15 protein-coding genes and 1 riboswitch are annotated in these 13,088 nt (G+C 69.8%); of the genes, 8 read left to right on the top strand and 7 right to left on the bottom strand.

The window, feature by feature from the left end; genetic code table 11:
• Nucleotides 1-129: 129 nt before the first annotated feature.
• A riboswitch (cobalamin riboswitch) is annotated at nt 130-357 on the bottom strand.
• An 81-nt stretch (nt 358-438) separates the two neighbouring features.
• Both DEW08_RS31855 and DEW08_RS31850 read right to left on the bottom strand, forming a co-directional pair.
• Nucleotides 439-1,263 carry an aminotransferase-like domain-containing protein gene (locus tag DEW08_RS31855; protein WP_245986052.1) on the bottom strand — a complete coding sequence of 275 codons (825 nt, stop codon included), beginning with the start codon at nt 1,261-1,263 and terminating at the stop codon, nt 439-441.
• An 11-nt stretch (nt 1,264-1,274) separates the two neighbouring features.
• The gene (locus DEW08_RS31850; RefSeq protein ID WP_245986051.1) at nt 1,275-1,808 is read right to left on the bottom strand and encodes a GntR family transcriptional regulator; all 534 of its coding nucleotides are present in this window, start codon (nt 1,806-1,808) and stop codon (nt 1,275-1,277) included.
• 199 nt (nt 1,809-2,007) lie between these two features.
• On the opposite strand from DEW08_RS31850, the gene DEW08_RS01045 reads away from it, so the two are divergent.
• A complete protein-coding gene (locus DEW08_RS01045) occupies nt 2,008-3,252 on the top strand; it encodes a hydroxymethylglutaryl-CoA reductase, degradative (protein ID WP_211107082.1) in 1,245 nt (414 codons plus the stop codon).
• Between the two features lie 47 nt (nt 3,253-3,299).
• The gene (locus DEW08_RS01040) at nt 3,300-4,586 is read left to right on the top strand and encodes an ABC transporter substrate-binding protein (protein ID WP_109323741.1); all 1,287 of its coding nucleotides are present in this window, start codon (nt 3,300-3,302) and stop codon (nt 4,584-4,586) included.
• A 58-nt stretch (nt 4,587-4,644) separates the two neighbouring features.
• Here the strand turns inward: DEW08_RS01040 and DEW08_RS01035 are convergent, their stop codons facing one another.
• The 3 genes from DEW08_RS01035 to DEW08_RS01025 all read right to left on the bottom strand — a co-directional run bounded on the left by DEW08_RS01035 (nt 4,645) and on the right by DEW08_RS01025 (nt 6,982).
• Nucleotides 4,645-5,391, bottom strand: coding sequence for an SDR family NAD(P)-dependent oxidoreductase (locus tag DEW08_RS01035; RefSeq protein ID WP_109323740.1), 747 nt, complete (start codon nt 5,389-5,391; stop codon nt 4,645-4,647).
• A 129-nt stretch (nt 5,392-5,520) separates the two neighbouring features.
• Nucleotides 5,521-5,919, bottom strand: coding sequence for a hypothetical protein (locus DEW08_RS01030; RefSeq protein WP_109323739.1), 399 nt, complete (start codon nt 5,917-5,919; stop codon nt 5,521-5,523).
• 163 nt (nt 5,920-6,082) lie between these two features.
• Complete coding sequence (locus DEW08_RS01025) at nt 6,083-6,982, bottom strand: LysR family transcriptional regulator (protein ID WP_109323738.1); 900 nt, start codon at nt 6,980-6,982, stop codon at nt 6,083-6,085.
• Between the two features lie 146 nt (nt 6,983-7,128).
• Between DEW08_RS01025 and DEW08_RS01020 the strand changes: the two genes are divergently transcribed.
• On the top strand, nt 7,129-8,052 hold the full coding sequence (locus DEW08_RS01020) for a pirin family protein (RefSeq protein ID WP_109323736.1): 924 nt from the start codon (nt 7,129-7,131) through the stop codon (nt 8,050-8,052).
• Between the two features lie 39 nt (nt 8,053-8,091).
• Nucleotides 8,092-8,688: an NADPH-dependent F420 reductase gene (locus DEW08_RS01015; protein ID WP_109323735.1), complete on the top strand. Its 597-nt coding sequence runs from the start codon at nt 8,092-8,094 to the stop codon at nt 8,686-8,688.
• A gap of 9 nt (nt 8,689-8,697) precedes the next feature.
• Here the strand turns inward: DEW08_RS01015 and DEW08_RS01010 are convergent, their stop codons facing one another.
• Nucleotides 8,698-9,609, bottom strand: a complete 912-nt coding sequence (locus DEW08_RS01010) for a LysR family transcriptional regulator (protein ID WP_245986050.1) — start codon at nt 9,607-9,609, stop codon at nt 8,698-8,700.
• Between the two features lie 95 nt (nt 9,610-9,704).
• Complete coding sequence (locus DEW08_RS01005; protein WP_109323732.1) at nt 9,705-11,003, bottom strand: IS701 family transposase; 1,299 nt, start codon at nt 11,001-11,003, stop codon at nt 9,705-9,707.
• Nucleotides 11,004-11,191: 188 nt separating this feature from the next.
• Between DEW08_RS01005 and wrbA the strand changes: the two genes are divergently transcribed.
• The 4 genes from wrbA (at nt 11,192) to DEW08_RS00985 (ending at nt 13,052) form a co-directional block, all read left to right on the top strand.
• Entirely contained in the window at nt 11,192-11,791 is a 600-nt protein-coding gene (wrbA, locus tag DEW08_RS01000; protein WP_109323731.1) for an NAD(P)H:quinone oxidoreductase, read from the top strand.
• 24 nt (nt 11,792-11,815) lie between these two features.
• A complete protein-coding gene (locus DEW08_RS00995) occupies nt 11,816-12,268 on the top strand; it encodes an ester cyclase (RefSeq protein ID WP_109325220.1) in 453 nt (150 codons plus the stop codon).
• Between the two features lie 34 nt (nt 12,269-12,302).
• Complete coding sequence (locus DEW08_RS00990; RefSeq protein ID WP_109323730.1) at nt 12,303-12,560, top strand: SDR family NAD(P)-dependent oxidoreductase; 258 nt, start codon at nt 12,303-12,305, stop codon at nt 12,558-12,560.
• Nucleotides 12,561-12,758: 198 nt separating this feature from the next.
• The gene (locus tag DEW08_RS00985; RefSeq protein ID WP_109323726.1) at nt 12,759-13,052 is read left to right on the top strand and encodes a DUF1330 domain-containing protein; all 294 of its coding nucleotides are present in this window, start codon (nt 12,759-12,761) and stop codon (nt 13,050-13,052) included.
• Nucleotides 13,053-13,088 lie beyond the last annotated feature (36 nt).

Below are 13,088 nucleotides of genomic sequence, written 5' to 3'. Positions count from 1 at the left end.
CGCCTTGAGAACCATTCGCCTGCGACATGCCTCAGGGGGATGAACCGTCCCGAAACCTGGTCGCGGCAACGCCAATGGACGCGTCACCACGACGGGTTTCCGCACCTTCGACACACCCCGATCGAAGGCAGAGTGACGCTGTCAGAGGCAGGTCTCCTGGCTCGCGGGTCGTCATCCGGCACCGCCTTCCCGGCCGGGATCCATGGATCTCCGGTCAGTGGCTCGTTGGCGCCGACTCGCCGCTCACAGTTGCGGGGACAGCCACGGCTTGCATCAGGCTGGGACGCCTGTCGCTTCCGTCGTTCCCTTTTAATCTCCCGGCTTGCGCCCGGGAGAACCGCTGACAATGCGTGTTTTGATAGAGGCCGGCCGCCCGTCTGTCAATCGTGCGATGCGCTCGGAAGACGCTGCGGATCCCGGCGGGGAGGCGGCCCCGGATCACCGGCCCGTGTAGCCGGCGATGAACTCCAGGAACCGCGGATCGGTCGCATAGGCGATGTTGATGCGCAGGGCCGGCGGGCCGCTGCTCCGTTCCGGGGCGAAGACGGAGCCCGGCGCCAGGAACAGGCCGCGGTCGGCGGCGGTGCGGACCAGCGCCGCCTCGTCGATGCCGGCCGGCAGTTCCCCCCAGACATAGTAGCCGCCGGCCGGCGTGACGGGAACCGCGACCCCGGCCCGGTCCAGGGCCGCCAGCGCCGCTTCCCGCGCCGCCTCGATCCGGCTCCGCAGCCGGCGCAGGTGGCGCAGATACTGCCCGCCGGCGATCAGCGTGTAGACCAGCCGCTCCACATAGTCCGAGGTGCTCACCACCGTCAGCATCTTCAGGTCGCACAGGCTCTTCGCCAGCGCCGGCGCGGCGGCGATGTATCCGACCCGCAGGCTGGCCGAGAGCGTCTTGGAGAAGGTGCCGACATAGATCACCCGCTCAAGCTGGTCGAGCGCGGCCAGCCGGGGGGAGGAGGCCGGCAGCACGTCGGCGAAGGGATCGTCCTCCACGATGGTGACGCCATGCCGGGCGGCGATCTGCAGCAGCCGGTGGGCGACCGCGATGGACAGCGAGCCGCCGGTCGGGTTGTGGGCGAGCGGCTGGGTGAAGAAGAGCTTCGGCCGCAGCGCCGCCGCCTTGGCGGCGAACTCCTCCAGGTCCGGTCCGTCGGCCCGCCGCCGCACCCCGGCGATGGCGACCTTCGCCAGCTTCAGCTTGCCGAACAGCGGGTAGTAGCCGGGCGTGTCGACCAGCGCGGTGTCGCCCGGCTGCAGCATCTGCCGCGCGATCAGGTCCAGCGCGTGGTTCGCCCCTGGGTCAGCAGGATCTGGTCGGGCCGGGCGGCGACGGCGCGCTCGGCCAGCGTCACCACGATGCGCTCGCGCAGCGGCGCATAGCCCCACGGGCTGCCGTAGCCGTGATCGAGCTCGGTTCCGCCGGCCGGCCGGGCGAGCCGGCAGCGGACGCCGACTTCCAGCTTCTCCATCCAGTCCGGCGGCGGGCGGCCGTCGCCGACGCGCACGGCATACTGGCGCTCCAACTGTTCGCGCAGAAGGGAGAGGTGGTCGAGCGCCTCGGCGACATGCGGCGCCCCATGCTCCACCCGGCTGCGGACGGCCCGGGCGACATAGTAGCCGGAGCCCTGCCGGGCCTCCAGGTAGCCGAGCGCCACCAGCCGGTCGTAAGCCTCCGCCATCGTGTTCTTGGAGACGCCGTGCTCCTTCGCCCCGCTGCGCACGGAATGCAGCCGCTCCCCCGCCTTCAGCAGGCCGCGCTCGATCAGGTCGGTGATGCGGTCGGTCAGGTCGGTGACGCGCGTCATGGCGGATTCCGGCAATCGTCCCAGCGATTTCCCTGGGACAGTCCGCCGAACAAAGCGGCCGACCGTCCCTTGAACCGTCCCTTCGTATCACGGACCATGTGATTGGCAAACAAATGACCCGGACACCGGGGGCCGGACAGGGAGAACCGAACTCGTGCCGCAGAACGCCCGCAGATCCCGCATTTCCGGTTTCCACAGGATGAGCCAGCGCGAGCGGCTGGAGCAGGTCGCCGCCTTCGCCGGGCTGGAGCCGGCGCTGGTCGAGCATCTGGCGAACACCGGCAACCTGGATGCCGCGCTCGCCGACCGGCTGATCGAGAACGTCGTCGGGACGATGAACGTCCCGCTGGGCATCGCCACCAACATGCGGATCGATGGCGAGGACGTCCTGATCCCCATGGCGACCGAGGAGTCCTCGGTGGTCGCAGCGGTCTGCAACGCCGGGCGCCAGTGCTACGAGACCGGCGGCTTCACCACCGGGCTTTCCGGCACGTTGATGATCGCGCAGATCCAGACGGTCGGGGTGGCCGATCCCCATGCGGCGCGGCTGCGCATCCTCGACCGGCGGGAGGAGGTCAAGGCGGTCTGCGACGGCTGCGACCCGGTCCTGCTCGGCCTCGGCGGCGGCTTCCGCGACCTGGAGGTGCGGGTGCTCGACACGGCAGGGGGCCCGATGCTGATCACCCACCTGATCGTCGATACCCGCGACGCCATGGGCGCCAACGCCGTCAACAGCATGGCGGAGGCGCTGGCGCCGCACATCGCCGGCTGGACCGGCGGCAGGGTCTACCTGCGCATCCTCTCCAACCTCGCGGACCGCCGGCTTGCCCGCGCGCATGCCGTCTGGAGCCTCGACCGCCTCGCGGTGGAGGGCATGACGGGCGCGCAGGTGCGCGACGGCATCATCAGCGCCTGCCACTTCGCGGCGGCCGACCCCTACCGGGCGGCGACGCACAACAAGGGCATCATGAACGGCATCAGCGCCGTGGTGCTGGCCACCGGCAACGACACCCGCGCCGTCGAGGCCGGAGCCCATGCCTATGCCGCCCGCGGCGGCTCCTATGGCAGCCTGACGCGGTTCGAGATCGCGGCCGACGGCAGCCTCGGCGGCTCCATCGAGCTGCCGATGGCGGTGGGGCTGATCGGCGGCGCCACCCGGCTGCACCCGACCGCCCAGGCCTGCCTGAAGATCCTGGGGGTCACCTCGGCCGCGCGGCTCGCCCGCATCATCGCGGCGGTCGGGCTGGCGCAGAACTTCTCGGCCCTGAAGGCGCTGGCGACCACCGGCATCCAGAAGGGCCACATGGCGCTGCACGCCCAGAACATCGCCATGATGGCGGGCGCCGTCGGCGGGGAGATCGAGCGCGTCGCCCACCTGCTGGTGGAGCGCGGCACCGTCAGGATGGACGTCGCGCAGGGGCTCCTGCGGGATCTGCGCGGCTGAACGCCTGCAGCCGGCTCAAGAATGAAATCAACGGGGAGGATCGGACGATGACGCGTGCGGTGACCGGCGGAGGGATCGGCAGAGGGGTCAACGGCAGGATCGGCGGCAGGATCGGCGGCAGGATCGGTGGCGGGATCGGCGCGGCCGCCCTCGTCGCCCTGACGGCGACCGGGGTCCTGGCCGACGAGCCGGGCGGCCGGGTGAAGCTCGGCGTGCTGACGGACATGAGCGGCTTCGCGTCGGATTCGACCGGCATGGGATCGGTGGTGGCGGCCCAGCTCGCCGCGGAGGACTTCGCCGGGGAGATGCCGGGCGTGACCATCGAGGTCATCACCGGCGACCACCAGAACAAGCCCGACCTCGGGTCCTCGATCGCCCGGCAATGGCTGGACCGCGAGCAGGTGAACGCCATCCTCGACGTGCCCTTCTCGTCGGTGGCGCTGGCGGTCAACGAGGTGACGCGCAACTCCAAGGCGATGTTCATCGCATCCGGACCCGGCACGACCGAGCTGACCGGGCCGAAATGCTCGCCCAACACCGTGCAGTGGACCTACGACACCTGGGCGCTCGCCAACGGCACCGCCCGCGCCGTCGTCGGCGAGGGCGGCCGGAGCTGGTACTTCCTGACCGCCGACTACGCCTTCGGCCACGCGCTGGAGAAGGATGCCGGCAGCGTGGTGGCCGCCACCGGCGGGCAGGTGGCCGGCAGCGTCCGCCACCCGCCGAACGCGCCCGACTTCTCGTCCTACCTGCTGCAGGCCCAGGCCAGCAAGGCGCAGATCATCGGCCTCGCCAACGCGGTGGGCGACACCATCAATTCAGTGAAGCAGGCGACGGAGTTCGGCATCACCGCCAGCGGGCAGAAGCTGGCCGCCCTGCTGATGCAGTTGACCGACGTGAACGCGGTCGGGCTCCAGTCGGCCCAGGGGCTCTACCTGACGGAGGCCTTCTACTGGGACCTCAATGCCGACACCCGCGCCTTCGCCGACCGCTTCGCGGCGAAAATGAAGGGCCGGCGCCCCACCGGCAATCAGGCCGGCGTCTACAGCGGCGCCCTGCATTACCTGAAGGCGGTGAAGGCCGCCGGGACCACCGACGCCGCCAAGGTGGCCGCCGCCATGCGCGAGATCCCCATCGACGACAAGCTGTTCGGCAAGGGAACCGTGCGGGTGGATGGCCGGGCGGTGCACGACATGCACTTCTTCCAGGTCAAGTCGCCGGCGGAATCGAAGGCGGAGTGGGACTACTACAAGCACATCAAGACCATTCCCGCTGCCGATGCCTTCCGTCCGCTCGAAGCCGGCGGCTGTCCGCTGGCCGACAAGAAGGCATGACCGGACGGCGGCGGTGGCCGTTCCCTCCCACGACGGCCTCGCCGGCCCCCTCTTCCCGTCACGCCTCGTCCAGACCGCGCGGAGTGCGCATGCCGGCGGTCTCGCCGCCGTCGATGGTCAGGACGGTGCCGTTGACGTAGCTCGACCGCTCCGACAGCAGCCAGGCGACCGCATCGGCGACTTCCTCCGGGGCGCCGAAGCGGCCGGCCGGGATGCGCTGCTCCAGGCGGCGGCGCTTGATCTCCTGCGTCTTGATGCCCTGCATCATGCGGGTGTCGATCTGGCCCGGACAGACGGCATTGAAGCGGACCTCGGCGCCGAACTCCAACGCCAGCGCCTGCGTCATGCCGATCACGGCCGCCTTGGACGCGCAGTAGATCGCCAGCCCCTCCTCCCCGGTCTTTCCGGCGACGGACGCGACGTTCACCACCGCCCCGCGCGCCGCCCGCAGGCCCGGCAGGGCAAGCCGGGTGAAGAGGAAGGCGCTGCGGGCGTTCACCGCCATCACCTGATCCCAATCCTCCACCTGCGCCTCGGCGAAGGCGACGCGGCGTGACATTCCGGCATTGTTGACCAGCCCCGCGATGCGGCCGCTGCCGAGTTCCATCGCCCGGCCGACCGCGCGGGCGCAGTCGTCGGGGGACGCGACGTCGCCGCGTTGAAAGACGGCGCCCGGACAGCGGCCGGCAAGATCGGCGCCGGCCACCTCATCCCGCCCGGTGAAAAGGACGGCGTGGCCGTCGCCGGCCAGCCGCTCCACACAGGCGCGGCCGATGCCGTGCGTGCCGCCGGTAACGATGATCAAGCGTTGCTCCCAGGATTCGAACGCCCCCACCCCAGCCGGGCGAAGAGGGTTCTGACGATATCGGTGTCGCGGAAGCCCCAGCCTGCGGGCGAGCGGGACGCCAGGCACGCCGGCAGGCTGATCCACAAGCTATAGCGCTCCGCTCCGGGCGGGAAAAGGGGATGGGCGCGCCGTGCGGCGGAGGCCGGCGCCGACCGCCAGAAGGCCGGCGATCACCAGGAGGGCCGCCAGCACGGCGGCGCTGCCGAGCGAGCGCAATGCCACGATGGCCGCGCAGCCGGTAGCCGCAAGGACCGGACCGATGGCGGTGGGATAGGCCGGAATCAGGTCCGACGCGCCGCCGGCGAGTTGACCGGCAATCGACAGCAGGTGATTGCCGAGCCAGCCGAGCAGCCGCTGGTTGCCCGACGGCATCATGAAGAGGTCCAGCACCGTGCGGACGGCGGAGCAGCCCGCGCCGTGCAGCTTGCAGGAAAGCGCGGACAGGATATCGCCGGCGGCGGCGCAGAGGGAGGTGGTTTGGCTCATGATCCGCGTCCTTGGAGCCTGGGAAGAGATCGGGATCAGGCCGGACGCGGGCAGTCTGCCGTGCCGGTCGATACCGGGACGCTAACTGTTCCCGTGACAGCGATAAATATGCAAATTACGAGTTCTCTGTTGTATAAATAAGAACAATTGGTGCAAAACGCTATCACCCCGCCATCTGGCTCTCGAAGCGGGCAATCAGGTAGGAGGCCGCCGGCCCCGGTGGGCTGTCGGTGCGGTGCACGGCCTGCAGCCGGTAGGGACCGCCCTTGCAGTCGGGCATGTCCAGCCGCACCAGCCGTCCGCTGTCCAAATCCTCCTGGATCATCGGCAGGGGCATGTTGCCCCAGCCGATCCCCTCGCGCAGCAGCATGTGCTTGGAGCCCAGATCGGCCAGCCGCCAGGTGCGCGTGCCGATGACGGCGAACTCCCAGCCCTGCGTCAGGGTGGAGCGGTCGGTCAGCACCAGTTGCACATGCTCGCGCCCCGCGCCGGGTGGATTGCGCCCGGCCAGCGCCAGCGGGTGGGACGGCGCGGCGACCGGCACCAGCTCGACGAATCCGACGCCGATCCGCTCGATGCCGTCGATCTCCATGTCCAGCGGCCCGCTGATGCCGACCGTCGCCGTGCGGTTGAGGACCATCTGGGTGACGGCGCCCAGCGCCTCGACATACAGGCGCAGCGTCACGGTCGGGTAGGCTTCGCGGAAGGCCTTCAACGCATCGACCACCCGCCGGGCCGGCAACATGACGTCGAGCGCCAGATGCACCTCGGACTCCAGCCCCTCGATCAGGCCCTTCACCTTGGCGCGCAGGCTGCCCATGCCGTTGGCGATGGTTCGCGCTTCCGCCAGCACGGCCCGGCCGGCGTCGGTCAGTTGCGGCCGTTTCGTGGTCTCGCGGTCGAACAGCGAGACGCCCAGTTGCAGTTCCAGATTGGCGATCGAATAGCTGATGACGGAGGTGGCGCGCCCCAGCTTGCGCGCCGCACCGGCGAAGCTGCCTGTATCCACGACGGTCAGGAAAACGCGGAGCTGGTCGAAGGTCGGGGTGCCGGGGTCGGACATTTCCAATTTCTCGAACGTTTCGATCCATCTTATCCCGGTTTTTCCGAAGGTCCAGCGGCGTTAGCTTGTCCTCACCAGCAGCGACGGGCCGCTTGCCAGACCTCACCAGCCCCGCGCCGCTCCTTCCAAGACCGGGAGTTCCTGCCATGACCGTGCGCCCCGCCGCCGGAGTCGAACACATCCTGCTGCCTGCCGTCCGCGACATCGGCGACGGGTTCCAGGTCCGCCGCTCCCTGCCGTCGGCCATGCGCCGGTCGGTCGGCCCCTTCATCTTCCTGGACAGCTTCGGCCCGGTCACCTTCACCGCCGGCGAGGGGATGGACACCCGCCCCCACCCGCACATCGGCCTGTCGACCCTGAGCTATCTGATCGAGGGCGAGATCGTCCACCGCGACAGCGAGGGCTTCGTCCAGGCGATCGAGCCGGGGGCGGTGACCCTGATGACCGCCGGGCGCGGCATCGTCCATTCCGAACGCACCGCCCCCGCCACCCGCAGCACCGGCCACCGGCTGTTCGGCTTCCAGAGCTGGATCGCCTTGCCGGCGCAGCACGAGGAAACCGACCCGGGCTTCCAGCATGTGGCGGCCGAGGCGCTGCCGCGGATCGAAGGCGACGGCATCGACCTGCGGCTGATCGCCGGCTCCCTGCTCGGCCGGCGGGCGCCGACGCGTACCTTCTCCGACCTGTTCAACGCCGACGTGATCCTGCAGGACGGGGCCCGGCTGCGCGTCGACGCCGAGCACGTCGAGCGCGCCGCCTATATCGTCGACGGAGCGGTGGAGGCGGTCTCCGAGGATGGCCTGTTCCGCAAGGACCAGCTCGTCGTCTTCCAGCCGGGGGCGGAGATCGTGCTGCGCGCCGTCGGTCCGGCCCGGCTGATGCTGCTGGGCGGCGAACCGCTGGACGGACGGCGGCACATCTACTGGAACTTCGTATCCAGCCGGCGCGAGCGCATCGAACAGGCCGCCCGGGACTGGCGCGAGGGCCGCTTCCCCGCCGTCCCCGGCGAAACCGAGTTCATCCCCCTGCCCGATTCCCTGCCCAAACCCGCGGCCCCCCGCGCGGTCTGATCCATCCATCCACCCCCTTGTCTCGAAAGGACCATCGTCATGACCACCTATGCCATCCTGGGGTCCGGCGCCATCGGCGCCGCCGTCGCCGGACAGTTCGCCCGCAAGGGAATCGAGGTCCTGATCGCCAACAGCCGCGGACCGGAAACCCTGGCCGACCTCGCCCACGATCTGGGGCCCGGCGTCGTCCCCGCCACGCTGCGGGACGCGCTCGCCGCCGACATCGTCATCCTGGCGGTTCCCTACGACGCGGTCCGCGACGCCGTGCACGAAGCGCCGGCCTGGAACGGCCGCATCGTCGTCGACGCCACCAATGCCATCGACTTCCCGGCCTTCACGCCCCGCGACCTGGGCGGCCGCCCGTCCACCCACATCGTCGCCGAGGCCGTGCCCGGCGCCCGCGTCGTCAAGGCCTTCAACACGCTGCCGGCCGCGGTGCTGGCGAAGGACCCGCAGGAGAACGGGCGCCGCGTCCTGTTCCTGTCGGGCGACGACGAAGGGGCCACTGCCGAGGTCGCCGGCCTGATCGAACGGCTGGGCTTCGCCCCCATCCCGCTGGGTCGCATCGCCGAGGGCGGTCGCCTGCAGCAGTTCGGCGGCGCGCTGATGGTCCACAGCCTGATCAGGCAGGGCTGAGCCGAACGTTCACCCCTGGCCGGCGCGGTCCCCGAGATCGATGCGCGCCACCAGGAAATCCAGGAAGGACCGCACCTTCGGCGGCTGGACCCGCCCACCGGGAAAGACCGCGTGCAGGTCGACGTCCGACGCCGCCCACCCGTCGAGCACCCGCACCACCTGACCGGCCGACCGGTAGGGCCGCATGGAGAAGTCGGTGGCGAGGACCAGCCCGCCCCCGGCAAGCAGGGCCGGGATCAGCATCTCCGGATCATCGGCCGTCATCACCGGGTCGAGTGCCACATCCCGCACCTCGCCGGCCCGTGCCAGCCGCCACACATGGCCGGTCGGACGCCGGGCCGTCATGCTGGCCAGCGTGGCATGCCGAACCAGGTCGTCCGGATGAGCCGGCGCACCATGGCTGGCACAATAGGCCGGTGCCGCATAGACGTGGCGGGACAGGGCGCCCAGCTTGCGGGCCGCCATCGAGGAGTCCTGCAGCGGCCCCATCCGGATCGCCACGTCGATGTCCCGCGCCACCAGATCGAGGGTTTCATGGCTGAGCACCAGATCGATGCGGACGTCGGGGTAGCTGGCGCGGAAATCGGGCATCAACGGTGCGATGACCTTCATGCCGAAGGATGGCGGCGTGGTGACGCGCAGCCAGCCGCGCGGGGCGTCGCGAAGCTGGGCTACCGCGCTTTCGGCCTGCTCCAGCTCCTCGGCGATGCGGCGGCACCGCTCGAAATACACCGTACCCGCCTCGGTCAGCCCGATGCGGCGGGTAGTGCGGTGCAGAAGCTGGATGCCGAGCCGCTGTTCGAGGTCGCGCACCTTGCGGCTCAGCGTCGTCTTGGGCAGCCGCAGCCGCCGGGCCGCCTTCGTGAAGCTGCCCTCCACCACCACCTTCACGAAGGCGATGGTGTCGTTCAGGTCCTGCATCTGCACCCGCCGATTGGATCGAAAAACGGCACAATGTTGCCCACGCCCGGGGGATAATCAAGCCATGCTTCGAGTGCTAGTACTACAGCGGAGATTTATCGGTTTGGGTGCGGCGTTTCCAGTGGCACTGGCGTGCTCGTTGTTGGTGGCGCCGTCGCCAGACGGACCAAGCGATAACGGCGGCGGGATCGGGCCGGGGCGGGCCGATCAAGGAGGCAAGCAGGTGTCTGATTTCCGGCACGGTGAGGGGCAGGACATCGGCCGACAGATCGACGCGCTCCTCGCCCCCCGATGGCCGCCGCTCGGGCGACGGTGAGAAAGGCCAGGGCGAACATCGCCAGCGTGACGTGGCGGTGCCACGCCGTCCAGGTGCGCACCTCGTACTGATCCAGACCGACCTCCCCCTTGGCGGCTTCGAAGCACGACTCCACCGTCCAGCGTGCCCCCGCGACCCGCACCAGCGTCGCCAACGGCGTGCCCTCCGGCGCGAAGGTCAGGTAGTAGGTCAGCTTGTCCGGCTCGGCGATCGAGCGGCGCACCAGCAGGCCACGGCTCCAGCCCTCCCGCAGTGACGGGTAAACCTTGTAGGCCCAGTCGTACAGGCGTGGCCCCTTGGCCCCATCTCCGGCGCTCAGGCGGTGCCAATCGGCGGCGCCGACGCACGCGGCGGCCCGCTGCTTGACGGTGTCGAAGCCGAGTGGCGCCCGCTGTTTGCTGGTGACCGCCAGCACATAGCCGAGCGGCTGCCGCTCCAACCACAGCCGCAACGCGTAGTCGCCGCCGTACACGCTGTCGGCCGTCACCCACGCGCAGGGCACGCCCGCCGCGACGGCGCGCTCCAGCAGCGCCCGCCCCAGCTTGGGCTTGGTGGCGAAAGCCACCTCCTCCGGCACCCCGGCCAGATGCCGGCGGTCGGCATCCGCCGCCCACTCCTCGGGCAGGTAGAGCGCGCGGTCGATCAGCGCCCGGCCGTGGCGGCTGGCATAGCCGAGGAACACGGCGACCTGACAGTTCTCGGTGCGCCCGGCGGTGCCGGAGTACTGGCGTTTGACGCCGACCGAGCGCATCCCTTTCTTGAGGAAGCCGGTCTCGTCGAGCACCAGCACGCCGTCGGCATCCCCCAAGTGCTCGCTCACATAGGCTTGCAGGTCATCGCGCACCGCCTCCGCGTCCCAGCGCGCTCGCCCGAGGAAGTCGTGCAGGGCGTCCGGCGTGCGATCCCCGGCGGCTTCCGCCAGATGCCAGCCGTTCTTGCGCTCCAGAGGGGCCAGCAGCCCGCGCAGATAGCTCAACGCCCGCTGCCGCACCTCCACACGACGAAAGCGCGGAGCCAGGTGCTCGACCAATTCCTCCAGGGCACGCGCCCACCCTGCCGTCTCGGCAATGACCGTCATCCGTGGATCCTCCCTGCTGATCCACGCTCAACAGCCGACAGCGCCCACCGTCAGCCTCAGAAAATCCCCGCTGTAGTACTAGCATCAGGCCAGCCAGCGCACGGACGCAGGATCGCCGCGACGGCAGCGGCCCCTCCCCCGCGGTCATTTGCGCCGGGTTTCCCCGCCATCACCGAAGGAACGCTTTCATGGCCAAGGTCCTGGTTCTCTACTACTCGTCCTACGGCCACATCGAGACGATGGCCCATGCCATCGCCGAGGGTGCGCGCAGCGCCGGTGCCGAGGTGGACGTCAAGCGGGTGCCGGAGACGGTGCCCGAGGCGATCGCCCGGAATGCCCACTTCAAGCTGGACCAGAGCGCGCCGGTCGCCACGGTGGCCGAGCTGGAGCAGTATGACGCCATCGTCGTCGGCACCGGCACGCGCTTCGGCCGCATGTCCTCGCAGATGGCCGCCTTCCTCGACCAGGCCGGCGGGCTGTGGGCGCGCGGCGCGCTCAACGGCAAGGTCGGCGCCGCCTTCACCTCCAGCGCCTCGCAGCATGGCGGCAACGAGACCACGCTGTTCTCGCTCATCACCAACCTGCTGCATTTCGGCATGGTCATCGTCGGGCTGCCCTACAGCCACCAGGGCCAGTTGACGATGAGCGAGATCGTCGGCGGCGCTCCCTACGGCGCCACCACCGTCGCGGCCGGCGACGGGTCGCGCCAGCCCTCCGAGATCGAGCTCGCCGGCGCCCGCCACCAGGGCGAGATCGTCGCCCGCACCGTCGCCAGGATGTTCGGCTGACCCGAGCGCGTGGAGATCATCACCATGTCGAGCACGCCCCAAAGCCAGGCGGCGATCGCCGTCGTGCGCCGCAACACCGAAGAGGTCCAGGGCCGCGGCAACTATGCCCTGTTCGAGGAGCTCTTCGCCCCCGACTACCTCGACCACACCCCGCAGCCGGGCGGCACGCCCGGCCGCGCCGGCACGCTTCGCCTGTACAAGGCCCTGCGTGCCGCCTTCCCGGATTTCCATGCGGACATCCACTGGCAGGTCGCCGACGGCGATCTGGTCACCACCTACAAGACCTATCACGGCACCCACCTGGGACCCTTCCTCGGCATCGCCCCCACGGGCAAGGCCATCGCCTTCGAGACGGTGGACGCCATGCGCGTGCGCGACGGCCGGATCGTCGAGCATTGGGGCGTCGCCAACCTCTACAAGCTGCTGGAACAGCTTGGCGCCCTGCCCGTGACGCACCCCCCCTCCCAGCCGGCCTGATCCGGCGCGCCCCCTCTTCCCAGCGAGATCCATCATGAGCGACATTCTGAACGGCAAGGTGGTCGTGGTGACCGGCGCGTCGAGCGGCATCGGCCGGGCGATCGCCTTGCGCGCGGCCGAGCACGGCGCACGGGCCGTCATCGTCTCCGACGTGACGGAGACGCCGCGCGAGGGCGGCGAACCGGCCGCCGAGGTCATCAGGGCGCTGGGCGTTCCCGCCCTCTTCGTGAAAGCCGACGTCAGCAAGCGCACCGAGAACGACGCGCTGGTCGCGGCGGCCTGCTCGCGGTGATCTGACCCCGCCATGGCGGCACCCGGTCACCGCGACGAGGATCATCGGGCCGTTCCGGCCCGGCGGGTGCCGTACCCGTGGAGGGGGGGCCCATTGTCCCGGATGCAGGACAGTCATGGTCACATTGACCGTCTAAACCTGTTTGCCGGGACCTGATTAGATGCCGTCACGCATCAATTGGACAGCAGAGATGAAACCGTGACGGCCTACCTTGTGATCGACATCAGCATCTTCGACATGCCGAAAATGGAGGAATATGAGCGGCACGTGCTGCCGCTTCTGAAGATGTTCGGCGGTACGCCGATCGCCTATGATGACGACGGCGTCGTCCTGGAAGGAGCATGGAACAACCGCGTGTTGATCGTCGCATTCCCTTCGAAAGAAGAGATCAAGGCCTTCTTCAACTCGCCGGAATATGCTCCCTGGAAGGCCTTCCGGCGCAAATACTCGGACGGCCGTGCCGTCGCAGTCCAGGCCGTGCAGCCCGGTTGACGCATGGCCAGGACCGTTCCGCCCCTGTCGTCGAAC

The organism is Azospirillum thermophilum (assembly GCF_003130795.1).
In the GTDB taxonomy this organism is placed as follows: domain Bacteria; phylum Pseudomonadota; class Alphaproteobacteria; order Azospirillales; family Azospirillaceae; genus Azospirillum; species Azospirillum thermophilum.
This window is presented reverse-complemented; position numbering and strand designations above follow the sequence as displayed.

Coding starts and splice junctions, on each gene's coding strand:
- DEW08_RS31855 (WP_245986052.1), bottom strand. CDS start 1,263: ATGCTGCAGCCGGGCGACACCGCGCTGGTCGACACGCCCGGCTACTAC.
- DEW08_RS31850 (WP_245986051.1), bottom strand. CDS start 1,808: ATGACGCGCGTCACCGACCTGACCGACCGCATCACCGACCTGATCGAG.
- DEW08_RS01045 (WP_211107082.1), top strand. CDS start 2,008: ATGAGCCAGCGCGAGCGGCTGGAGCAGGTCGCCGCCTTCGCCGGGCTG.
- DEW08_RS01040 (WP_109323741.1), top strand. CDS start 3,300: ATGACGCGTGCGGTGACCGGCGGAGGGATCGGCAGAGGGGTCAACGGC.
- DEW08_RS01030 (WP_109323739.1), bottom strand. CDS start 5,919: ATGAGCCAAACCACCTCCCTCTGCGCCGCCGCCGGCGATATCCTGTCC.
- DEW08_RS01025 (WP_109323738.1), bottom strand. CDS start 6,982: ATGTCCGACCCCGGCACCCCGACCTTCGACCAGCTCCGCGTTTTCCTG.
- DEW08_RS01020 (WP_109323736.1), top strand. CDS start 7,129: ATGACCGTGCGCCCCGCCGCCGGAGTCGAACACATCCTGCTGCCTGCC.
- DEW08_RS01015 (WP_109323735.1), top strand. CDS start 8,092: ATGACCACCTATGCCATCCTGGGGTCCGGCGCCATCGGCGCCGCCGTC.
- DEW08_RS01010 (WP_245986050.1), bottom strand. CDS start 9,609: ATGCAGGACCTGAACGACACCATCGCCTTCGTGAAGGTGGTGGTGGAG.
- DEW08_RS01005 (WP_109323732.1), bottom strand. CDS start 11,003: ATGACGGTCATTGCCGAGACGGCAGGGTGGGCGCGTGCCCTGGAGGAA.
- wrbA (WP_109323731.1), top strand. CDS start 11,192: ATGGCCAAGGTCCTGGTTCTCTACTACTCGTCCTACGGCCACATCGAG.
- DEW08_RS00995 (WP_109325220.1), top strand. CDS start 11,816: ATGTCGAGCACGCCCCAAAGCCAGGCGGCGATCGCCGTCGTGCGCCGC.
- DEW08_RS00990 (WP_109323730.1), top strand. CDS start 12,303: ATGAGCGACATTCTGAACGGCAAGGTGGTCGTGGTGACCGGCGCGTCG.